This window comes from Janthinobacterium sp. 78, from assembly GCF_003096775.1.
Lineage (GTDB): Bacteria > Pseudomonadota > Gammaproteobacteria > Burkholderiales > Burkholderiaceae_D > Janthinobacterium > Janthinobacterium tructae.
Genome location: NZ_QENT01000001.1, coordinates 2,583,896 through 2,604,998, shown reverse-complemented (window position 1 = coordinate 2,604,998; position 21,103 = coordinate 2,583,896). Strand labels below are relative to the sequence as shown.

At 61.8% G+C, this 21,103-nt stretch carries 17 protein-coding genes; 13 read left to right on the top strand and 4 right to left on the bottom strand.

Annotation, left to right across the window (positions count from 1 at the left end; translation table 11 throughout):
* The first annotated feature begins 73 nt into the window (after positions 1-73).
* The 3 genes from C8C92_RS11630 (at position 74) to C8C92_RS27215 (ending at position 1,905) form a co-directional block, all read left to right on the top strand.
* Complete coding sequence (locus C8C92_RS11630) at positions 74-412, top strand: hypothetical protein (RefSeq protein ID WP_133250740.1); 339 nt, start codon at positions 74-76, stop codon at positions 410-412.
* A gap of 483 nt (positions 413-895) precedes the next feature.
* On the top strand, positions 896-1,411 hold the full coding sequence (locus tag C8C92_RS11625) for a hypothetical protein (RefSeq protein WP_116743983.1): 516 nt from the start codon (positions 896-898) through the stop codon (positions 1,409-1,411).
* A 50-nt stretch (positions 1,412-1,461) separates the two neighbouring features.
* Complete coding sequence (locus C8C92_RS27215; protein ID WP_133250739.1) at positions 1,462-1,905, top strand: hypothetical protein; 444 nt, start codon at positions 1,462-1,464, stop codon at positions 1,903-1,905.
* A gap of 226 nt (positions 1,906-2,131) precedes the next feature.
* Here the strand turns inward: C8C92_RS27215 and C8C92_RS11620 are convergent, their stop codons facing one another.
* The 3 genes from C8C92_RS11620 to C8C92_RS11610 form a co-directional block, all read right to left on the bottom strand.
* Positions 2,132-3,778 carry a methyl-accepting chemotaxis protein gene (locus C8C92_RS11620; protein ID WP_099759759.1) on the bottom strand — a complete coding sequence of 549 codons (1,647 nt, stop codon included), beginning with the start codon at positions 3,776-3,778 and terminating at the stop codon, positions 2,132-2,134.
* A 94-nt stretch (positions 3,779-3,872) separates the two neighbouring features.
* Positions 3,873-4,988: a patatin-like phospholipase family protein gene (locus C8C92_RS11615; RefSeq protein ID WP_116743981.1), complete on the bottom strand. Its 1,116-nt coding sequence runs from the start codon at positions 4,986-4,988 to the stop codon at positions 3,873-3,875.
* Between the two features lie 310 nt (positions 4,989-5,298).
* Positions 5,299-6,213 (bottom strand): LysR family transcriptional regulator, encoded by a 915-nt coding sequence (locus tag C8C92_RS11610; protein WP_116743979.1) that lies wholly within the window; start codon positions 6,211-6,213, stop codon positions 5,299-5,301.
* Between the two features lie 133 nt (positions 6,214-6,346).
* Between C8C92_RS11610 and C8C92_RS11605 the strand changes: the two genes are divergently transcribed.
* The 3 genes from C8C92_RS11605 (at position 6,347) to C8C92_RS11595 (ending at position 10,775) form a co-directional block, all read left to right on the top strand.
* Positions 6,347-7,888 (top strand): MFS transporter, encoded by a 1,542-nt coding sequence (locus C8C92_RS11605; RefSeq protein WP_207780992.1) that lies wholly within the window; start codon positions 6,347-6,349, stop codon positions 7,886-7,888.
* 232 nt (positions 7,889-8,120) lie between these two features.
* Positions 8,121-9,341, top strand: a complete 1,221-nt coding sequence (locus C8C92_RS11600) for a carbohydrate porin (protein WP_099759763.1) — start codon at positions 8,121-8,123, stop codon at positions 9,339-9,341.
* A 423-nt stretch (positions 9,342-9,764) separates the two neighbouring features.
* Entirely contained in the window at positions 9,765-10,775 is a 1,011-nt protein-coding gene (locus C8C92_RS11595) for a substrate-binding domain-containing protein (protein WP_099759764.1), read from the top strand.
* Between the two features lie 44 nt (positions 10,776-10,819).
* On the opposite strand, the gene C8C92_RS11590 is transcribed toward C8C92_RS11595, so the two are convergent.
* A complete protein-coding gene (locus C8C92_RS11590; RefSeq protein ID WP_099759765.1) occupies positions 10,820-11,494 on the bottom strand; it encodes a hypothetical protein in 675 nt (224 codons plus the stop codon).
* A gap of 324 nt (positions 11,495-11,818) precedes the next feature.
* Here C8C92_RS11590 and C8C92_RS11585 point away from each other — a divergent pair, with 324 nt between their 5' ends.
* From C8C92_RS11585 to C8C92_RS11555, 7 genes are all read left to right on the top strand, one after another.
* Positions 11,819-13,456, top strand: coding sequence for an alpha-amylase family glycosyl hydrolase (locus C8C92_RS11585; RefSeq protein WP_116743976.1), 1,638 nt, complete (start codon positions 11,819-11,821; stop codon positions 13,454-13,456).
* Between the two features lie 87 nt (positions 13,457-13,543).
* On the top strand, positions 13,544-14,629 hold the full coding sequence (ugpC, locus tag C8C92_RS11580; RefSeq protein ID WP_116743974.1) for a sn-glycerol-3-phosphate ABC transporter ATP-binding protein UgpC: 1,086 nt from the start codon (positions 13,544-13,546) through the stop codon (positions 14,627-14,629).
* Between the two features lie 109 nt (positions 14,630-14,738).
* Positions 14,739-15,959, top strand: coding sequence for a maltose/maltodextrin ABC transporter substrate-binding protein MalE (gene malE / locus C8C92_RS11575; protein ID WP_180287786.1), 1,221 nt, complete (start codon positions 14,739-14,741; stop codon positions 15,957-15,959).
* A gap of 175 nt (positions 15,960-16,134) precedes the next feature.
* Positions 16,135-17,646, top strand: coding sequence for a maltose ABC transporter permease MalF (gene malF, locus C8C92_RS11570; protein ID WP_116743973.1), 1,512 nt, complete (start codon positions 16,135-16,137; stop codon positions 17,644-17,646).
* 10 nt (positions 17,647-17,656) lie between these two features.
* On the top strand, positions 17,657-18,547 hold the full coding sequence (gene malG, locus C8C92_RS11565; RefSeq protein WP_099759769.1) for a maltose ABC transporter permease MalG: 891 nt from the start codon (positions 17,657-17,659) through the stop codon (positions 18,545-18,547).
* A 2-nt stretch (positions 18,548-18,549) separates the two neighbouring features.
* Positions 18,550-20,190 (top strand): alpha-amylase family glycosyl hydrolase, encoded by a 1,641-nt coding sequence (locus C8C92_RS11560; RefSeq protein WP_116743971.1) that lies wholly within the window; start codon positions 18,550-18,552, stop codon positions 20,188-20,190.
* A complete protein-coding gene (locus C8C92_RS11555) occupies positions 20,187-21,098 on the top strand; it encodes a PfkB family carbohydrate kinase (protein WP_116743969.1) in 912 nt (303 codons plus the stop codon). The genes C8C92_RS11560 and C8C92_RS11555 overlap by 4 nt, the downstream gene beginning before the upstream one ends.
* Positions 21,099-21,103: the final 5 nt, after the last annotated feature.

The following is a 21,103-nucleotide window of genomic DNA, read 5'->3' as shown; positions in this document are numbered from 1 at the left end:
ACACTGTATGGCTGAGATCGGCCACAAGCGGACATTGACGACGGGCGGTTTCAAATTTAGGAGAGTGTGGGACATGTACCGTTTGTATCGCCTCAAAACGCCGACGGACTCCAGCACTCTATGGCTGGACTATCAGTGGAAAGACACATTTCAGAATATTGAATGGCGGCCTTGCGTCGAGCACTTTCTGAATGAAGTCACAGCCTTGGGACATACGGTCGTCGCGTTGCCGGCACCGGACTTTAGGTGCGGCGAGGACTACGTGGAGATCGCCTATTTGGTGGACGGGAACAAAACAGCATTCTCGTCGGATCTTCTGCTTTCTCTGATCGTCATCGAACCTGACGATCCTCAGCTCATCCGGCGCATTTGGGCGGACATTGGCAACAAGGTCGGATGGGTCGGTGGATAAGTCAGACTGGTACCATCGATTCATTGCCGTGTATCGCTTAATTTAGTGTTCATAAACGCACATTGGATGCCGTTCAACGGATGCGCAAGCGCAGCTCGGTCTAAACGTTAGCTTCGGGGCGACAACGGCGTGTCAGGGCAGACCATGATTTTTTCGCAACGGCAACATGCTATGCTGGCGCGACCGGCAGAGAACGGCCAAGAGCGGCCACTTGAAATTTTTGGAAAAAAGCGATGCATTTTAGTACCTTATTAATACACGACGCTACGCTTTCAGCCATCTACGTCAGCTGGGAGGCCGCCCGATGCGATATACGTTTACTGCCAGTTGGCTTGCCGCCTCATATGCTTGTATTTGAAGGATTTACAAGCATTGAACTTCCAAGACGCGAGAGTTGGGGACCGTCCTCATCAGTCAATAGTTCTGCGGAGTTAAAGACTGGGCAATTTGAAATAGAGCTGCAATCTGGCGACACGCTTAGGATTGAAGCTGCCCATTGGTCATTTCGGCCGGAAGTCGGCTGACGGCAAGCGGCCAGAAGCAGACGGACTACTGGACGTCGATAACATCTCAACTGTAGTGGAGGCGAGAATTCAAAGCTATCTATTCGCATCGTCAAACGAATTAATTGCAACAGCATCGTTGTCCATTGACACCTTGATGGCGGCGGCCTGTGCCGAGCTTTTCTCGGTTACGCTCGCCAGTGACGACGAATTGGAGTTGCTGATGGGTTTGCTCGGCATTGAACCACTACGCTCGATATCCTTGCGGTCGAACACTGAGTTCCTTGCGCTCTTCGATTATTCCGATAAGTTTTTACCTCAAATGACTCAGGAAGACTTTGACGTATTTTATGAGAAATGGCTACGCTTGACTCACCGGGATTCAAATATGGATGAATATGGACAGCTATTATTTCTTCAAGGGCGGGCAACTAGCTGGAACCAGATGGCGAGTAGGCTCATACTCCGCGAAGCCCCCATGACGTCAACAGAGTGACTCCTGCCGGCCAAAAGCGGGCATACGAAAAAAACTGAGATCACCTTACAATGGCAATTTGGCAATATGATATGTTCTTAGTTGGCGAAGAAAATACACTGCCGCTTCCGAAGGATGACGGTTGGGAGCTTCCTCAACTACTTGCCGCATCAACACTAAACGCACAACGAACTTTGGTTGGCTCGATGGGTAATCCATGGCTGATGATGGAAGACTGGATAGTATTCGGGAGTGAAGTCGGCACCCGCGTTGATCTTCTCTTTGACTCAGACAAAGTAGAAATTCTCATTCGCTTAGACGCATCAGCAACTGAACGAGAACTTAATGCTGTCTGCTCCTTTGTAGGCGAGCTAAATGGTCGACTCTTCGATCCAGCCACGCGGACACTGCTGCAACCCGACCGCACGACATTAGCTTCTGCTCTGGCCACGTCCCGTGCGGCGGCGTTTTCCCAATCCCCGCGATCTTATCTGTCAGGACAGTCAAGAGGATAATTAGCTCCACATGCACCGTCCTCTTTGGGGCGCAAGCGGACTCACGCGCCCGACAGTCAGGCAGACACCTTGACTACTGCGAAACCGGACGGCGCCGCCCACCGTCCCTTCCGCCCTGCCAGCCCGAACAACTTTACTGCCACTCGCCACAGTCGCAGAACTCAAGGCCCCCATCCGACGACGCCAACACCAAAAAAACCCCGGCGTACCGGGGCAGTCACAAGGTTCAAGCGCGGGCGCTGCGGCCGGGCAGCGCCAGGCGGCGGCTGGCGGCGCTTGAAACCGGGGCCGGCAAGCCGCCCGCCACTTTCAACGATTTGGCCTGGGCATCGCCACGCAGGCGGAACACGGCCACCACGTCGACCAGTTCCACGGCGCGCTCTTGCAGCGAAGACGCTGCGGCGGCCGCCTCTTCCACCAGGGCCGCATTCTGCTGGGTCACCTGATCCATTTGCGAAATGGCCTGGTTCACCTGCTCGATGCCGGCGCTCTGCTCGTGGCTGGCGTTGGCGATGTCGCCCATGATGTCCGTCACGCGACGGATGCTGGCGACGATTTCTTCCATCGTCGCGCCGGCCTGGTCGACCAGCACACTGCCCGTGTTGACTTTATCCACGGAATCCTCGATCAATCCCTTGATTTCCTTGGCCGCAGCCGCCGAGCGCTGCGCCAGGTTGCGCACCTCGGTGGCGACCACGGCGAAGCCACGGCCCTGCTCGCCCGCGCGTGCCGCCTCGACAGCCGCATTCAGCGCCAGAATGTTGGTTTGGAAGGCAATGCCGTCGATCACGCCGATAATGTCGGCGATCTTCTTCGCCGACTCATTGATCGAACCCATCGTGCCCACCACTTGCGCCACCACGGCGCCGCCCTTGCGGGCCACGTCTGAGGCGGACACGGCCAGGGTATTCGCCTGGCGCGCATTGTCCGTATTCTGGCGCACGGCCGAGGTCAGCTCTTCCAGGCTGGAGGCGGTTTCTTCCAGCGACGACGCCTGCTGCTCCGTGCGCACGGACAGGTCCGCATTGCCGGCGGAAATCTGCGCGGCCGCCACGCTGACCGTATCGGCCGAGGTGCGCACGGTGGCGATCACGTCGACGATGCGCTCGAGGAATTTATTGAAGGCGGTGGCCGTACGGCCCACTTCATCCATGCGCTCGACGGGCATGGCGGCGGACAGGTCCAGCGAGGCGCTGACGCGCTCCAAGGTGTTTTCGATATTGCCCAGGCCGCCGCTGATGGTGCGGTAGATATGCCAGGCCAGCGCGCCCGTCAGCAGCACGGCTACACCCAGCACGGCCAGCATGGTATTGAACGCCGTGTCGTAGGCGGCCAGGCTTTCAGCCTTCACGTCATCGACCAGCTTGTTGTTGTAGGCGATATGGTCATCCATGCTCTTTTTCGCGGCAGCGGCCGTGATGGCCAGCGGCGTGCCGGCCAGCAAGGTGGCACGCACGCCATCCATGTCGCCCGCGTAGGCGGCGGCAAAGAATGGCACCAGCGCGCGGCGGTACGCTTCCATGGCGGCCTGGTCGGCGTCGAGCATCTTGCTGTCCGTCGCGTCGTACAGGCGCTCGGCGCGGTAGGTGGCGATGACCTTGTCGAAATTCGTGTTGGCGCTGGCCACGGCCTTGTCCAGCGCCGTCTTGTCGGCCAGGTTCGAGAATACGGACAAGCGGTAACCGGCCAGACGCGAATCGGCCAGGAAACCCTTGGCCGCATTTAAGCCCTGGATGCTGGGGATGATGCGGTTTTGCACGGTGTCAAAACGTTCCTGGGCGCGCTGCAGCTGGATGGCGCCGCCGGCGCCCAGCAATAGCAGGGCCAGCAAGGCGATGGTGAGGGTCAGAATTAATTGCTTGGTGATATTCATGGTGTTTCACAGTCAAAAAAGCAGCCTGGCAGGGCCAGGCGGGATGAGTAGCTGCCGATCAGGTGGCCGGGACCGGTTGCAAACGGCGCGCGCTTTAGGCCGCCAGCGGGGAAACTTCAGGCGTGCGGCGCAGCAAGTCGCCATGCTGGCGGCAAAACGCCAGGCCCGCCTTGTGGCCCACGTCGAACAGCAGCTGCATGTTCGAACTGGACCAGTCCAGGGTGTCGGGCCAGTGTTGCTCCGGGATGCCGCCCATCAGATCGAGTTTCAGCAGACGCCGCTTGGGCTGGCCCGTGCGTGCATCCGTGTTGTGCTCAAGCTCGAACAGGCGCAGTTCGCTTTTGGAAATTTTCACCAGTGGCGTGATGATGGAGCGCACCCAGGCGTCGTACAGGTTGCGCGGCTTGCGCAGCAGGCGCTCGTCGCCGAGGATGTCGAGGATGACCAGGGTGTCGGCGTCAGCGTGTTCGCCCTTGCCTTCGATAAACGGCTCGAAATTGAGCGTGTCGAGCGCCGCGCCTTCGATGTAGTCGTCGCCATCGATGGTGGTGGGCGCATACAGAAAGGGAAACGACAGGGCCGCACGCACGTGGATCGGTGCGATCTCGTGCTTGCCCCAGATTTGCATGCGGTGCTCGCTGAGGTTGTAGGCATTGATGTAGAAATCGGGACGCATGCGCGCCACGCCCGAGAAATCCACGGCTTTTTCCAGGAAGGGCAGATGCGCGCACAGGCCCAGGCTTTTGGCCGACAGGTCCGATGGCGACAGCGATGACACCATCAATTTCCCCCAGTCCGACCAGGCCGTTGGCACGCCCGCAAACGTTTGCTGGAACGCCTGAAAAAAAGGATTGTTGGCCGGCGGCTGGAAGGCGTCGCGGAAAGTGCTCGCCTGCATGCCCGGCTTCTGGAACACCTTGTAGTTGATCGGGATCATCTTGTAGATGCTGTCGGCCACGCCCGTGTCGGCCCAGCTTTGCAAGGCCTGGCGCGGCGTGGCTTCGTGCGGCGTCGTGTAAAGCAAGCCCATCAGCACACCGGCGCCGGAGGCGGAAATGACGTCGAATTCGATGCCTTCATCGAGAAACGCGGCCAGCGCGCCCGCGATCAAGGTGGAATTTGGTGCACCGCCACCAAGCAGCAGGCCCGTCTTGCGGGCAGGTGTCGCGGCTGGCGCCGGATGTGGCGGCGTCGTGCTTGCTGTCTTCATGCACACTCCCTGAATGGAACCGGGCTCACGCCCTAATTGTTGGTTACTACACGCTGACTACGCTGATGCATGCCCATGTTCCAGCAACAGGAAACTATTGCAATATTGCCGAAACAGATATGAAATTAACATAATTAAATTCCTTATGGCAATTTAATTAACGCATGATGGGTATTCAGAAAGGGTATAAGTTGACGGTACGCGGCGTGGCGTGACGCATCGCAGCAAATAAATATTCTGCAATGTTAGGAAAAATCTCTTTGGGGTAGGAATATTCCGCAACTGGCCGCCATGGCGGCGGCCAGACCGCTCAGGGGACGGGAGGTGGGGCTGAAAAATGCAGGTGGGTACACAGATGGTCAACAAAGACGCGGATTTTCGGTGACAGATGGCGGCTCGATGGCCACAGCACCCAGAACTTGCTCGCGTGCAGCAAATAGCCGGCCAGCACGGCTTGCAGTTCGCCGCGCGCGATGGCGTCGCGCACGATAAAGTCGGGCAAATACGCGAGGCCCACGCCCTGCGTGGCGGCGCCGATCAAGGCTTCGATATTGTTGCAGGTCAAGGCCGTCGGCAAGCGCAGTTCGCCGCCGCTGTCGCCCTCGGCACGCTGCAGCGCCCATTCCTGCAACTTGCCCGTGGTGGGAAACTTATAGCGCACGCAGGCGTGCCCTTCCAGCTCGCGCGGCGTGGCCGGCACGCCATGGCGGGCGAAGTACGCGGGAGAACCGACGATGGCAAACGCGAACGGCCCCAGTTCGCGCGCCATCAGCCGCGAATCCGTCAAGGTGCCGCTGCGCACGGCCACGTCGATGCCTTCGGCCACCACGTCGACCAGGCGGTCATTGAAATCGAGGTCGAGCTCGATCTCGGGATACTTGCGCGTAAAGTCCGCCAGCAGGGGCAGGATGATGCGGTAGCCGATCACGGGCAAGCTGACCTTGAGCTTGCCGCGCGGCGCCTCGGCCAAGTGCGACAATTCCGCCTCGGCATCGCCGAGGTCGGCCAGGATGCGCTGGCAGCGCTCGTAAAACAGCGCGCCCTCGTTGCTCAGGCTGATGCGCCGCGTGCTGCGGTTGAGCAGGCGCACGCCCAGCTTTTCTTCCAGCCGCGCCACGCTCTTCCCAACGGCCGAGGCCGACACGCCAAGCAGCCGGCCGGCCGCCACATAACTGGAAGTTTCCGCCGCGCGCACGAAGGCGGCAATGCCGTTCAGATTATCCATGCCACCTCGCCATCTCCATTAAGGAATATTTATCCGTTATGAGTGGATTTTCAGCCACTTTTTCATCGATTGCGTCCATATTATCATCAGATTCCCTCTTTCTGGAATCACTCCCATGGATACAAACTACCGTATGAAGCCAGCCTCCCCGGCCCGGCGCGCCTTCGTGCTGGCCGCCGTCTGCCTGGCCGCGCTGTGCATGCCGCTCAGTTTTACGGGGCCGGCCATCGCCATCCCCGCCATCGCCGCTGACTTGCACGGCACGCCGCTGGCGCTGGCGTGGATCACGAATGCCTTCATGCTCAGCTTTGGCGGCTGCCTGATGGTGGCCGGCGCACTGGCCGACCGCTATGGCCGCAAGCGCGTGTTCTTGCTGGGCATGGGCGTGTTTTCCGCCGCCGCGCTGGCACTGTCAGCCGCGCCCGGCATTGTGTGGATCGACGTGCTGCGCGCCGTCCAGGGCCTCGGTTGCGCCATGGCCCTGTCGAGCGGACTGGCGGCGCTGGCGCAGGAATTCGACGGCGCGGCCCGCGCGCGCGCCTTCAGCCTGATCGGCACGGCCTTCGGCGTGGGCCTGGCTTTCGGTCCCTTCCTGGCCGGCACCTTGATCACGCACACGGGCTGGCGCGCCATCTTCATCGCCACGGCCGTGGCCGGCCTGACCGCCCTGCTGGCCGCCGCGCGCGCCATGCGCGAATCGCGCGACCCGCAGGCGCAGGGCGTCGATTGGCCCGGCGCGCTGACGTTTACCGGCGCGCTCTCTTTGTTTACGTATGGCTTGCTGCAGGCGCCCGACAGTGGCTGGGACAGCGCGGCCAGCGTGGGGCTGCTCGGTAGCGCGGCCCTGCTGCTGGCCGCGTTCATCCGCGTGGAGCGCCGCGCCGCGCGGCCCATGCTGGACTTGACCCTGTTTCGCCTGCCTGCCTTTGCCGGCGTGCAACTGCTGGCCGCCGCGCCCGCGTTTTCCTTTGTCGTGCTGCTGGTGCTGCTGCCGGCCCGCTTCATCGGCATCGAAGGCTACAGCGCGCTGGAAGCGGGACGCATGATGATCGCCCTGTCGGCGCCCATGCTGGTGCTGCCGGTCCTGGCCGGCATGGCGGCGCAGCGCATTGCCGCCGCGCACATCTGCGCCTGCGGCTTGCTGCTGGCGGCAGGCGGCCTGCTGTGGCTCTCCACCTGCGCGCCGGGCCAGGCGCCCGCCAGCTTGCTGGGACCGCTGCTGCTGATCGGCTGCGGCATCAGCCTGCCCTGGGGCTTGATGGATGGCCTGGCCATCAGCGTCGTGCCCGTCGAGCGGGCCGGCATGGCGGCCGGCATCTTCAATACGACGCGCGTGGCGGGCGAAGGCCTGGCGCTGGCCATCGTCAGCGCGCTGCTGGGCACCTTTGCCGTGGCGGCGCTGGGTCGCGCCGGCCTTGCCGGCATCGGCGCGCAACAGGCGGCGCATGCGGGCCCCTTCCTGGCGCTGGGCGAGCTGCGCCATGCGGCTACCCTGTTGCCGCAGGCGGGCGCGGCCGAACTGGCGCAAGCGTATGGCACGGCGTTCCGCCACTTGCTGTATGTGCTGGCCAGCATTACGACGGCCTCGGCCCTGCTGATCCTGGCATTTTTGCGTCATCCTGCCCCTGCCGCAACGGACACGGCCGCCCTGCCCGCCTGCAAGGCACAGCAATAATTCGCCATCGTAGTTTCTCTTGCCGCACACGGCGGCGCCCCCGCGCCGCCGCCCGCCTTTGATGTTTCTCCGCAACACCTCAAAAGTTCAAGAAGAATTCAAAGAACAAAACTAGTTTACTCATCAAAGCGCTTTGAACTATACTCAAAGCGCTTTGAAACATAGTTAAAGCGCTTTGGTTGTGCAAAGTGATGCGCACCGATCCCACACCTATAAAAACACTGGAGACGCAATGAACAAACATTTCTTGAAAACTTTGCCTGCCGCCGTGGCGTTGGCCTTGAGCGCTTCGGCTGCCCAGGCTGCCCTGCCGATCGACTTCGGCGGCTACATCCGCTCGGGCCTCGGCACCAGCAGCGAAGGCGGCAAGGAAGCCTGTTTCGGCCTGGCCGGCGCCTCGTCCAAGTATCGTCTGGGCAATGAGTGCGAAACCTACGGCGAGCTGAAATTCGGCGGCGAAGCCTTCAAGGCAGCCAACGGCACCACCTTCCGCATCAACACCCTGGTGGCGTTTTCCGTCAACCAGAACCAGGACTGGGAACAGTCGGACCCGTCGTGGCGCGAAATGAACGTGGTAGCCGACAAGATCGGCACGGGCGCTTTCGCCGAAGCGCGCGCCTGGGTCGGCAAGCGCTACTACGACCGCCAGGACGTGCACATCACCGATTACTACTTCTGGAATAACAGCGGCCCCGGCGCCGGCCTGGAAAACATCGACCTGGGCGCCGCCAAGCTGGCCTACGCCGTCGTGCGCACGGCCGATGACGGCGACAGCAAGCGCATGGGCCTGTCCCACGACCTGCGCTTTTCCGGCATCAAGGTCAACCCGGACGGTGAACTGACGCTGGGCCTGCAATTCAATCAGAAACGCAACGCGCAAGGCGCGGCCCCCATCGCCAGCGGCCACTTGCTGACCATCATGCATACGCAGGGCAACCTGCTGGGCGGCTTCAACAAGGTCGCATTGCAGTATGGCAAAGGCAGCGCCGCCAACACGGGCGGCTTCAGCCTGGGCGCCGGCAAGGATGACAAGGTCGTGCGCCTGACGGAACAGATCATGATCCAGCCCAAAGGCGCCTGGTCGGGCATGGGCACCTTCGTCTACGAAGACAAGGAAACGGCGGGCGTCAGCAGCAAGTGGACCTCGATCGGCGCACGCCCCGTCTACCACTTCACGGACAACTACAGCCTGGCCGTGGAACTGGGCCACGACATCGTCAAGCCGGAAGGCGGCGAGAGCCGCAACCTGACCAAGCTGACCTTCGCGCCGCAACTGTCGGCCGGCAACAGCTTCTGGTCGCGTCCCGTGCTGCGCGCCTTCTACACCTATGCCAAATGGAACAAGGCAGCCCAGTCGGCCGCCGCGGCGGAAACCGCGCTGTCGTCGACGGGCGTGTTCGGTGGCAAGACCAACGGCAGCTCGGTTGGTTTCCAGGTCGAGTCGTGGTGGTAAGAGCATCTGAAAAACGTCCATGGCGGCGTTGCACGGTCTTGCCGTACTAGCGTACTGTCTGCGACCGTGCGCCTTGCCCTGAACGTTTTATCAGACGCTCTTTATTAATCACAGGCATCCAACACTGGCTGATGCCGCAAGGCGCCAGCCACTGGCAGCAACACCGCCCGCCTTCCTGGGGGCATGCTTTAACCGGACCCACCATTTCGCCGCTGCACGCGATGGCCGGCAGCTTCAATGTAGTGATTCAGCAGTATCCTCTTTTAGCGCGGGCGCCCCTGGGTTTGCCCGCGTATTTTTTTGGGCGCTGCCGCCGCAGGTCATCCCCCTGATCATTCCGGCATTTATCAGATAAACTACCCGTCATTGCACGACACCGCAACGCTCCCGACCCACCCTGGATAGACCCCGACTGCAGCATCCATGAACCTCAAAAATCTCGCCAAAACGCTAGGAATATCCGAAACCACCGTCAGCCGCGCCTTGAATGGCTATCCGGAAGTGAGCGAACGCACGCGCGAGCGGGTGCTGGCCGCCGCGCAGGCCGCCGGCTACCGTCCCAATCCCATGGCGCGCAGCCTGGCCGTGGGACGCACGAATATCGTCGGCATCATCTACCCGCTGATGCCGAACGACCTGGCCGACCCCATGTTCATCGACATCGTGGGCGGCATGTCGGAAGCGCTGGAAGCGCAGCAGATGGACATGATGATCGCGCCCGCCTCGGCCACGAATGAATTCCACACCTATCAACGCATGGTCAAGGGCCGCCGCATCGATGGCCTGATCGTCGGACGTACGAAACCGTACGACGAGCGCATCGCCTACCTGGCGCAGCAAGGCATGCCGTTTGTCGCGCATGGCCGCACGCAGCTGAACCAGCCGCACGCCTGGTTCGACTACGACAACGAGGCGGGCATGCGCCTGGCCGTCGAGCGCCTGGCGCAGCTGGGCCACCAGCGCATCGGCCTGATCAGCGCAACGCCCGACCTGAACTTCGTGCGCCAGCGCGTCGAGAGTTTCCAGCACGCCATGCAGGCGGGCGGCCTGGCCGTCGATCCGGACAACCTGGTCGACAATGCGCACGACCGCCGCGCCGGCTACCAGGCCATGCAGCGCCTGCTTGCCCGCTCGCCCCGCCCCACCGCCGTCATCGTCGACAATCACATGTCGGGCGTGGGCGCCGTGCGCGCCCTGCTCGACGCGGGCATCGCCATCGGCAGCGAGATGTCGCTGATCGTCTGGGGCGTGATGGAAGATTCCCTGGCCGGCCACAACGTCACCACCGTCGTCCAGCCCGACCCGCGCGGCGCTGGCGCGAAGATGATCCACATGCTGCTGGCCCTGATGGATGGCACGCCCGTCAGCGACTTGCAGGAACTGTGGCCGTGCGAACTGTTGCCGGGCGAGTCGGCCGGGCCGGTAGCGGCCTGATGCCCCTGCGCCGCAGCCCTTGAGCAGCGTGGACGGCGTGCGCCTCAGCGGGCCTGGCTTGGCGAGATAATCTGCAACTGCTGCGCGCTTGCCGCGGCCTGTCCAGCACATTGGCTGACCTTGTCTTCGCTCCCCTCGCAGAACAGGACGGAAACTCCTTTTTTCAAGGCCAGACCATGGGTGGGCGCCAGAAAATATACGCCGCCTTTGCGTTGTGTAATCCTGTTCATCGCCGCCGAAAAATCAGGTGGCGAAGGCTGCCCGGTCCTCGCTTCCAGCCATGCAAGCAAGATCGGCTTGGTCTCCAGGGCCGGCACCTGGCTCCCTGGCTCAAATCCAGGATGAAACATCAGGGCCGAATCGGGCTGTTCGGAGGAAAATTCCCTCACCTCGCCGCCCATGAATGCGATTGCGCATGCCGATGCGCAAATGCCTTCGGCAACCGTTGTTAATTTTTTCTCTGCAATTAATTTCCCGACCCTGAGCCCCCAGGAAAATGAACCGCCGCCTGAATTCTTGAAGACGACCTTGGAAATTTTCTCAGTTGCAAGAATTGCAGATAACTTTTCATACTCTTCCAATCCGATGCGGCCGCTGACGGTGACGGCATGCCCGTCGGCAACCACATCGGCCCTGGCCGCATGGGCGCCAAGGATGAACAGCAGGAAAAATATCGCGATGAAACGATAGAGTAATGCTTGGCGGTAAAGAATTTTCATCGGTGGAAAGCGCAACCCTCGAGTCTTCGCCTTGCGCAGGGCCAGAACAGGTTTCCTCGACGCACGACGATGCCGCCATTATGCAACTGTTCCACCCGCACAGGCGCTGGAAAACAGGGACAGTGCAGGCGCCACGGCGCCGGGCCGCGGCCTCGAAAAAATTTCACGGTTTCGGCACACGGTATCGCTTTACTTTTCAAAGCGCTTTGAACTATACTCATTTCATACCCAAAGCGCTTTGAATTTTAAAATAAGACGTTCGCCTACCAACCAGCAGCGCTGCCCTGATAGCCAAGGCTACAGGCAACTTTTAAGAAATCATTCATGCCGACCATCCAGAACAATCTCGCCAACCTGCCCGCCGACTGGTGGCGCAGCGCCGTCATCTATCAGGTCTATCCACGCAGCTTCCTCGACAGTAATGGCGACGGCATCGGCGACTTGCCCGGCATTACCTCCAAGCTCGACTACATCGCCGCCCTGGGTGCCGACATCGTCTGGATCTCGCCCTTCTTTACGTCGCCGATGAAAGACTTCGGCTATGACGTGGCCGACTTCTGCGACGTCGACCCCATGTTCGGCAGCCTGGCCGATTTCGACCGCCTGGTGGCGCGCGCGCATGAACTGGGCCTGAAAGTAATGATCGACCAGGTGCTGTCGCATTCGTCCGACGTCCACCCGTGGTTCGTGGAAAGCCGCTCCAGCCGCGACAATGCCAAGGCCGACTGGTATGTATGGGCCGACCAGAAACCGGATGGCACGGCGCCCAACAACTGGCTGTCCGTGTTCGGCGGTTCCGCCTGGCAATGGGAGCCGCGCCGCGGCCAGTACTACCTGCACGATTTCCTCGTCAGCCAGCCCGACCTGAATTTCCATAACCCGGCCGTGCAGCAAGCGCAGCTGGACAACCTGCGTTTCTGGCTGGAACGCGGCGTCGATGGCTTCCGCTTCGATTCCTGCAACTTCCCGTATCACGACCAGTTGCTGCGCGACAATCCGCCAGCCGCCCAGCGCGATGCCAGCAGCGTGTCGGCCATCAACCCGTATGGCATGCAAGCGCACGTGTACGACAAGACGCAGCCGGAAAACATCGCCTACCTGCAGCGCGTGCGCGCCATACTCGATGAATACCAGGCCATTTCCATCGGCGAAGTGGGCGACGACAATGCGCTGGCCACCATGGCCGCCTACACGGGCGCCGACAAGCTGCACATGGCTTACAGTTTCAACTTGCTGACAGCGGAATTTTCCGCCGCGCACATCCGCACACAGGTGGAAGAATTCGAAGCGCAAGTGGCCGACGGCTGGGCTTCCTGGTCCGTGGGCAACCACGACAGCGTGCGCGTCATGACGCGCTGGGGCGGCGAAAACCCGTCGCCGTCGCTGGCCAAGGTGGTGCTGGCCGTGCAAGCGGCGCTGAAAGGCACGCCGTGCCTGTACCAGGGCGACGAGCTGGCCCTGACGGAAGCGGACATTCCTTTCGAGGCGCTGCAGGACCCGTACGGCATCCCGTTCTGGCCCCAGTTCAAGGGCCGCGACGGTTGCCGCACGCCGATGCCGTGGGTGGCTGACGCGCCGCATGGCGGCTTCAGTTCGGCAAAACCCTGGTTGCCCGTGCCGCCCGAGCATCTGGCGCGCGCCGTCGACGTCGAAGCGCGCGATAGCGCCTCGCCCTTGACGTTTGCGCAGAACATCCTCGCCTGGCGCCGCACCTTGCCGCAATTGCTGCGCGGCGATATCGTTTTCTGCGATGCGCCGGAACCCGTACTGGCCCTGCGCCGCGACTTGGCCGGCCAACCGTCCGTGCTGGCCGCCTTCAACCTGGGCACCGAAACGGTCACGTTTGACTTGCCGGCCGCCGCAGCAGCAGCCGACCTGGCCGGTCACGGCTTGCCAGGCACCAAAGATGGCCAGCAGATCAGCCTGCCACCGCATGGCGGCTGGTTCGGCACCCTGGCGTAAATCGCAGGCTTTGGCGGCCGTGCCGCCAATTACAATAACGAGCCCCGCGCATCAGCGGGGCCGAATTGACAGAATGAGGATGGAGACATGGCTGGACTGAAGTTAACAGGCCTGAAGAAGGCATATGGCGACGTGCAAACCCTGCACGGCATCGACCTGGAGATCGCCGATGGCGAATTCATGGTCTTCGTGGGCCCGTCGGGTTGCGGCAAATCGACCTTGCTGCGCAGTATCTGCGGCCTGGAAGAAATCAGCGGCGGCGATTTGTTCATCGGCAAGACGCGCATGAACGACGTGCCGCCCGCCAAACGGGGCATCGCCATGGTGTTCCAGAGCTACGCCCTGTACCCGCACATGAGCGTGGCGCAAAACATGGCGTTTGGCCTGAAGCTGGCCGGCATGAGCAAGGTGCAAATTGCCGACGCCGTGCAGCGCGCCGCGCAAATCCTGCGCATCGAACCGTTGCTCGAACGCAAACCGAAAGACTTGTCGGGCGGCCAGCGCCAGCGCGTGGCCATCGGCCGCGCCATCGTGCGCAAGCCCGACGTCTTCCTGTTCGACGAACCGCTGTCCAACCTGGACGCCTCGCTGCGCGTGCAGATGCGCATCGAACTGGCAAATCTGCACCGCGAATTGCGCTCGACCATGATTTACGTCACGCATGACCAGGTCGAAGCGATGACCCTGGCCGACCGCATCGTCGTGCTCAACGCGGGCCGCATCGAACAGGTGGGCGCACCGCTGGAGCTGTACCACCACCCCGCCAACCTGTTCGTGGCCGGCTTCCTCGGTTCGCCCCGCATGAACTTCCTCAAAGGCAAGATCCACAGCTATGTCGACGGCGTGGCCACCATCGCCACGAATGCGGGCGGCATGCTGCAGGCGGCGTTGACGCAGCCATTGGCCAGCGGCACCCCCGTCACCATCGGCGCGCGTCCCGAACACGTGCAGGCTTGCGCGCCCGGCGCTGCGGCCGCCATCACGGCTACCGTACAGGCGGTGGAAAAACTGGGCGACATCAGCTATCTGTATGTACAGGTACCGGGCGGCGACGAGCCGCTGGTGGTGCGCGCCGATGCCGATACGGACTGGGCGATTGGCCAGTCCGTGGCGCTGCAGGTGGCGCCCGCCCGCGTCCACGTGTTCGACGAGCACGGCCAGACCCGGACCTGACACCCGAATTAAGGGGCCAGGCGCTACAGGCGCCGCCTGGCCTGGTTGCATCGTTTCAGCCTTGATACTCAACATAAACTTAGCATAAAAAAAGATACTGGAGATTGACATGTCCTTCACGCACCCGAAACGCAGCTTCATCAAAACCACCCTGATCGCCGCCGCCCTGGCCGGCATCGGCAACCTGGCCGCCGTCAGCATGGCGCACGCGGCCGAAGCAGGCACCCTGTTGATCTGGATCAATGGCGACAAGGGCTACAAGGGCCTGGCCAAGGTCGGCGAAGAATTCACCAAGAAAACGGGCATCAAGGTCGTCGTCGAACACCCGGAAGATGCGCCGAACAAATTTCAGCAGGCAGCGGCCGCCGGCAAGGGCCCGGACATCTGGATCTGGCCGCATGACCGCATCGGCGGCTGGATCGACGCCGGCTTGCTGCAACCAGTGACGCCAAGCAAGGAAGCGCGCGCCGCCATCCTGCCGCTGGCGTGGAACGCCTTTACTGTCGGCGGCAAGACCTGGGGCTACCCGATCTCCATCGAAGCCGTGGCCCTCGTCTACAACAAGGACCTGGTGCCGAACCCGCCCAAGACGTTCGAGGAAATCGCCGCGCTGGACAAGAAACTCTCCGCACAAGGCAAGAAAGCCATCCTGTGGGATTACACGAATACCTATTTCACCTGGCCTTTGCTGGGCGCGGGCGGCGGCTTCCCGTTTGAAGTCAAGTCCGACGGCCGCTACGATGCGGCCAAGACGGGCGTCAACAATGCCGGCTCGCAGGCGGGCGTGAATGCGCTGATGACCCTGATCAACAGCGGCGCCATGCCGAAGGGCGCCGGCTATGCCGAGATGGAAGCGGGCTTTAACCAGGGCAAGATCGCCATGATGATCAACGGCCCATGGTCGTGGGACAATGCGCGCAAATCGAAGATCAATTACGGCGTGGCAACGATTCCTACCGTGGCCGGCAAGACGGCCACCCCATTCGTTGGCGTGCTGGGTGCGATGATTTCGAAAGCCAGCCCGAACAAGGACCTGGCGACGGAATTCCTGGAAAACCAGATGCTGCAACTCAATGGCCTGAAGACCATCAACGCCGACGTCCCGCTGGGCACGCCAGCGAACAAAGTGCTGTTCGCGGAATTGAAAACCAATCCGAACATCCAGGCGACGATGGAAAGCGCCCAAGCGGGCCGTCCGATGCCGAACAACCCGGAAATGGGCCGCTTCTGGTCGTCGATGCAATCGGCGCTGGAAAACATCACGCAAGGCCGCCAGACGACCAAGGATGGCCTCGATGCGGCGGCGAAGCGGATTACGACCGCGAATTAAGCGATTATCGTTGGCTTGGTTGATGCTTTCAACATGAATCAACCCTAAACCCAAAACGACATCCGGGGTCGGACCCTCAGGGTCCGACCCCGGCCGTTCAACGGGTTCAGCCATCAACACGCCAACATCGTTTTAGCACCATCCTTACAGCGCTTCATTTTCACAGGTATCCATCGTGCGCAAGTTTATCGGCCCTACGGTATTGACCATCAGCATGGCGCTGGGTCTGTATCTGCTCTTCATGTTGTACATTTCCGGCCAGACCATGCTGGCCGCCGTTTTCCTCGGCTTGCTGACTCTGACGACGTTTGTCTTCACGTCGCCGCGCGCCTATGCCTACCGCTATCTGTTTCCCGGCATCACGGCGGTCATCGTCTTCGTGCTGCTGCCGATGGTGTACACGGTGTCGATCGGCTTTACCAATTTCAGTTCGCGCAACCTGCTTACCTACGAGCGGGCCACGCAATATTTGCTGGACGAGACGCAGCGCGTGGAAAGCACGGGCTACGCGCTGACCGTGCACCCGGACAACAAGGAATACCGCTTGCGCCTGGAAAGCCCGGACACGGGCGACGTGCTGCTGTCCGAGCCGCTGGCCCTGAAGCGCGCCGTACCTTTGACCGTGGAGGTAGCGCCGCTGGACCCGGTGCAGGCGCCCGTGCTGGCCCCGCCGCTGCCCATCAAGGACATCATCGCGCTGCAAAAGGATTTGAAACAGCTCACCCTGGTCATGCCGAACAAGATCGAGCTGCGCATGGTGGGCTTGCGCGAATTCGGCCCCGTCGCGCACGTCTACAAGCAACTGCCCGACAAGACCCTGAAGAAAATCGCCACGGGCGAACTGGTCACACCGAACTTCAAGACGGGCTTTTATGAAATGCCCGATGGCACGAAACTGGAACCGGGCTTCAAGGTCAATGTCGGCTTCGCCAACTTCGTCAAGATCTTCTCGGACGAAGCGTTCCGTGGCCCCTTCCTGCGCATTTTTGTCTGGACCGTCGTTTTCGCCCTGATCAGCGTGGCCACCACGACGGGCCTGGGCATGGTGCTGGCCGTACTGCTGAACTGGGATGCGCTGCGCTTCCGCGGCTTGTACCGCACCCTGCTGTTCCTGCCGTACGCCGTACCGGGTTTCATTTCCATCCTGGTGTTCAAGGGCCTGTTCAACAACAACTTTGGCGAAATCAACCTGGTGCTCGACGCCCTGTTCGGCATCAAGCCCGCCTGGTTCTCGGACACCACGCTGGCCAAGGCCATGATTTTGATCGTCAATACCTGGCTCGGCTACCCCTACATGATGGTGGTGTGCATGGGCTTGATCAAGGCGATCCCGTCGGATCTGTACGAAGCCTCGGCCCTGGCCGGCGCGGGACCGCTGACGAATTTCTTCAAGATCACCTTACCGCTGATCATCAAGCCGCTCACGCCCTTGATGGTGGCCAGCCTGGGTTTCAACTTCAACAATTTCGTACTGATCAGCTTGCTGACTGGCGGGCGTCCCGATTTCCTCGACACCACCTTACCGGCCGGCACGACGGACTTGCTCGTGTCCTACACCTACCGCATCGCGTTCGAAGATTCCGGCCAGAACTTTGGCCTGGCCGCCGCCATCTCGACCCTGATCTTCTTCCTCGTGGCCGCGATTTCGCTGGTCAACATGCGCCTGACGCGCATGAACAAAGCATAAAGGACAGACCATGGCTATCGTTGTCGACCGTTCCAACCGCTGGCGCATCCTGGCGGCCCACGTCGCCGTGATCGCGCTGATCGCGCTGGTGATGTTCCCCTTCCTGATGATCTTGTCGATCTCGCTGCGACCCGGCAACTTCGCCTCGGGCAGTCTGATCCCGCCCGAGATCAGCTTCGAACACTGGCGATTGGCGCTGGGCATGTCTTACCAGGCGCCCAACGGCACCCTGGTCGAACCGGACTTCCCCGTGCTGCTGTGGCTGTGGAATTCCATCAAGGTGGCCAGCATGAGCGCCACCGTGACCGTGCTGCTGTCGACCACCTGCGCGTATGCATTCGCGCGCATGCAGTTCCGCTTCAAGTCGCAGACGCTGTCCGCACTGATGCTGCTGCAGATGTTTCCTGCCGTGCTGGCCCTGGTGGCCATCTACGCCATCTTCGATGTGCTGGGCAACTACGTGCCATGGCTGGGCATCGACCACCACGGCAGCCTGGTGCTCGCTTACACGGGCGGCATCGCCCTGCACATCTGGACCATCAAGGGCTACTATCAAACCATTCCCATCGAAATCGAGGAAGCGGCCAAGGTCGATGGCGCCACGCAATGGCAGGCGTTCATCTACGTGCTGCTGCCAATGACGGTGCCCATTTTGATGGTGGTGTTTTTGTTGTCCTTCATCGGCGCCATCATCGAATATCCGATCGCCTCCGTACTGCTGCATGAACAGAACAACCTGACCCTGGCCGTCGGTTCGAAACTGTTCCTGTACGAGCAAAAATACCTGTGGGGCGACTTCGCCGCGGCAGCCATCTTGTCCGGCTTGCCCATCACGGCCGTATTCCTGCTGGCGCAGAAGTGGATGATCTCCGGCCTGACGGCTGGCGGCGTGAAGGGCTGACCATGCGCCGCCCCCTGACTACGCTGGCCGCCCTGTTCCTGTGCGCTTCGGCGCAGGCAGGCAAGGTTTCAGATAAATTCGCTGACAACCCCATCGTCTACTTTGCCGTGACGGACCGTTACGCCAACGGCAATCCCGGCAACGACCACAGTTATGGCCGCGCAGCCGACCCGCAAGGCGGCGATGTCGGCAGCTTTCACGGCGGCGACATCGCCGGCATCACGCAACAGCTGAAAGCCGGCTATTTTCAAGAGCTGGGCGTCAACGCCCTGTGGATCACGGCGCCGTATGAACAGATCCACGGCTGGGTGGTGGGCGGCAAGCAGCAATTCCAGCACTACGCCTACCACGGCTACTGGGCGCTCGATTACACCACCATGGACGCCAACATGGGCACGCGCGAAGAATTGCGCGAGATGATCAACACGGCGCATGCGCAAGGCATCCGCGTGCTGTTCGACGTGGTGCTGAACCATCCCGGCTATGCGGACTTGCGCACCCTGGCCGAATACAAGGTACCCGTGCTGTGGCCGGGCCATGAAAAGGCCGGCCTGCGCGACTATCACAGCTTCATCGACTACAACAACTTCGCATTCGCGCAGTGGTGGGGCCCGGACTGGGTGCGCGCCGGCTTGCCCGGCTATCCCGATGGCGGCAAGGACGACTACACCATGCAGCTGGCGTATCTGCCCGACTTCCGCACGGAAAGCGGCAAGGCCGTCGGCTTGCCGCCCATCCTGCAGCGCAAGGCCGACACGCGCGCCGTGGCCCTGCCCGATGCGACAGTACGTTCTTACCTTGTTCATTGGCTGGCCGACTGGGTGCGCGAATTCGGCGTCGACGGTTTTCGCGCCGACACCGTCAAGCACGTGGAACCAAACAGCTGGCTGGCCCTGCGCGCGGCCGCCACCGATGCCCTCAAGGATTGGAAAACGCGCCATCCGCAGCAAAAAATCGACGATGCGCCATTCTGGATGACGGGCGAAGCGTGGGGCCACGGCCCCGAACGCAGCAGCTGGCACGACGCGGGTTTCGATTCGATGATCAATTTCGACTTTCAGCATCGCGCCAGCGGCGACTGGAAAAGCATCGATGGCGTGTACCGCCAGTACGCCGGCTTGCTGAATAAGCGTCCCCGCTACGACATCCTGTCGTATATCTCCTCGCACGACACCAGCCTGTTCCCGCGCGAGCAATTGAAACATGGCTTGTCCGCCCTGCTGCTGGCGCCGGGCGGCGTGCAGCTGTTCTATGGCGATGAAAGCGCGCGCCAGCCTGGCGCGGCGCCCGCCGGCGACGAACAGCAGGCCACCCGCTCCGACATGAACTGGACATCCATGGACTCTGCAACTCTTGCGCATGCGCGCAAGCTGGGCCAGTTCCGGCTGCGCCACCCTGCCCTGGCGCGCGGCGAGCACCGGTTCATCAACGACAAGCCGTACGCCTTCGCCCGCGTGATGAAGGACGACGCCGTCATCGCCGTGCCCGAAGCGCAAGGCGCGCTCGACCTGAAGGTGCACGGCGTGTTCGCTGACGGCGCCCTGCTGCGCGACGCCTACACCAATCAAAACTACACCGTCAGCAATGGCGCCGTCGCCGTGAACGCGGCCGGCAGCGTCCTGTTAGAAAAGGCAGCACCATGAGTAGCTATGACATCTTAGTGGTCGGCGGCGCCGGCATCGACACAATAGTGCGCGTCCCCGACCTGCAATTACCCGTCGCCGATTCCGTCCACGTGCCGCCCATCCGCGACTACGTGGCGCACACGGGCAATGGCGTGGCGCTCGGTTGCCATGCGCTGGGCTTGCGCTGCAAATTCATCGACTTCATCGGCGACGATGCGCAAGGCGCGGCCATCCTGCAGCGCTACAAAGAGGCCAAACTCGATTTTTCGCATCTCGTCGAACCCTCGGGCACGCGGCGCAGCGTCAACCTGGTCGACCCGCAGGGGCGCCGGCTGTCGCTGTACGACGGCCGCCATCCAGAGGACGTGCGCATGCCGGCCGCCTTTTATCTGCCCTACCTGGGACCGGCGCGCCACGCGCATTTTTCCATCATGGGCTGGGTGGCCGCGCTGTTTGACGACGCGCAAGCGTGCGGCACGACGGTATCGACCGATTTGCACGACTGGGATGGCGTCAACCCGCACCACAAGGTGTTTGCGCTGCGCGCCGACCTGGTCTTCCTCAGCACGGCGGCGCTGGGCGAGCGCATGGAGTCCGTCATGCACGCGATTGTCGCGCAAGGCCGCGCGCAGCTTGTCGTGGCCATGGCCGGCGCCGACGGCGCCTACCTGCTGGAACGCGCCAGCGGCGAAGTGCGGCACTACCCGACGGCAGGCTTGACGCTGCCCGTGGTGGACACGAATGGCGCCGGCGATTCGTTCGTCGCCGCCTTTTTGCACGCCTGGCTCGATCGACGGCCGCTGGACGAGGCCATGCGCCGCGGCGCCATCGGCGGCGCGTTTGCCTGCGCCCAGCACGGCACGCATGAACGCTTCATCGGATCGGCGGAGCTGCATGACTTAGATCAAGACGGCACTAGCTTATGACTTAA

What these genes read in the sequence shown, in the direction of transcription:
- C8C92_RS27215 (WP_133250739.1), top strand. Translation starts at nt 1,462, where the DNA reads ATGGCAATTTGGCAATATGATATGTTCTTAGTTGGCGAAGAAAATACA.
- C8C92_RS11590 (WP_099759765.1), bottom strand. Translation starts at nt 11,494, where the DNA reads ATGAAAATTCTTTACCGCCAAGCATTACTCTATCGTTTCATCGCGATA.
- C8C92_RS11585 (WP_116743976.1), top strand. Translation starts at nt 11,819, where the DNA reads ATGCCGACCATCCAGAACAATCTCGCCAACCTGCCCGCCGACTGGTGG.
- C8C92_RS11555 (WP_116743969.1), top strand. Translation starts at nt 20,187, where the DNA reads ATGAGTAGCTATGACATCTTAGTGGTCGGCGGCGCCGGCATCGACACA.
- C8C92_RS11595 (WP_099759764.1), top strand. Translation starts at nt 9,765, where the DNA reads ATGAACCTCAAAAATCTCGCCAAAACGCTAGGAATATCCGAAACCACC.
- C8C92_RS11600 (WP_099759763.1), top strand. Translation starts at nt 8,121, where the DNA reads ATGAACAAACATTTCTTGAAAACTTTGCCTGCCGCCGTGGCGTTGGCC.
- C8C92_RS11615 (WP_116743981.1), bottom strand. Translation starts at nt 4,988, where the DNA reads ATGAAGACAGCAAGCACGACGCCGCCACATCCGGCGCCAGCCGCGACA.
- malG (WP_099759769.1), top strand. Translation starts at nt 17,657, where the DNA reads ATGGCTATCGTTGTCGACCGTTCCAACCGCTGGCGCATCCTGGCGGCC.
- malE (WP_180287786.1), top strand. Translation starts at nt 14,739, where the DNA reads ATGTCCTTCACGCACCCGAAACGCAGCTTCATCAAAACCACCCTGATC.
- C8C92_RS11605 (WP_207780992.1), top strand. Translation starts at nt 6,347, where the DNA reads ATGAAGCCAGCCTCCCCGGCCCGGCGCGCCTTCGTGCTGGCCGCCGTC.
- C8C92_RS11560 (WP_116743971.1), top strand. Translation starts at nt 18,550, where the DNA reads ATGCGCCGCCCCCTGACTACGCTGGCCGCCCTGTTCCTGTGCGCTTCG.
- ugpC (WP_116743974.1), top strand. Translation starts at nt 13,544, where the DNA reads ATGGCTGGACTGAAGTTAACAGGCCTGAAGAAGGCATATGGCGACGTG.
- C8C92_RS11610 (WP_116743979.1), bottom strand. Translation starts at nt 6,213, where the DNA reads ATGGATAATCTGAACGGCATTGCCGCCTTCGTGCGCGCGGCGGAAACT.
- C8C92_RS11630 (WP_133250740.1), top strand. Translation starts at nt 74, where the DNA reads ATGTACCGTTTGTATCGCCTCAAAACGCCGACGGACTCCAGCACTCTA.
- C8C92_RS11620 (WP_099759759.1), bottom strand. Translation starts at nt 3,778, where the DNA reads ATGAATATCACCAAGCAATTAATTCTGACCCTCACCATCGCCTTGCTG.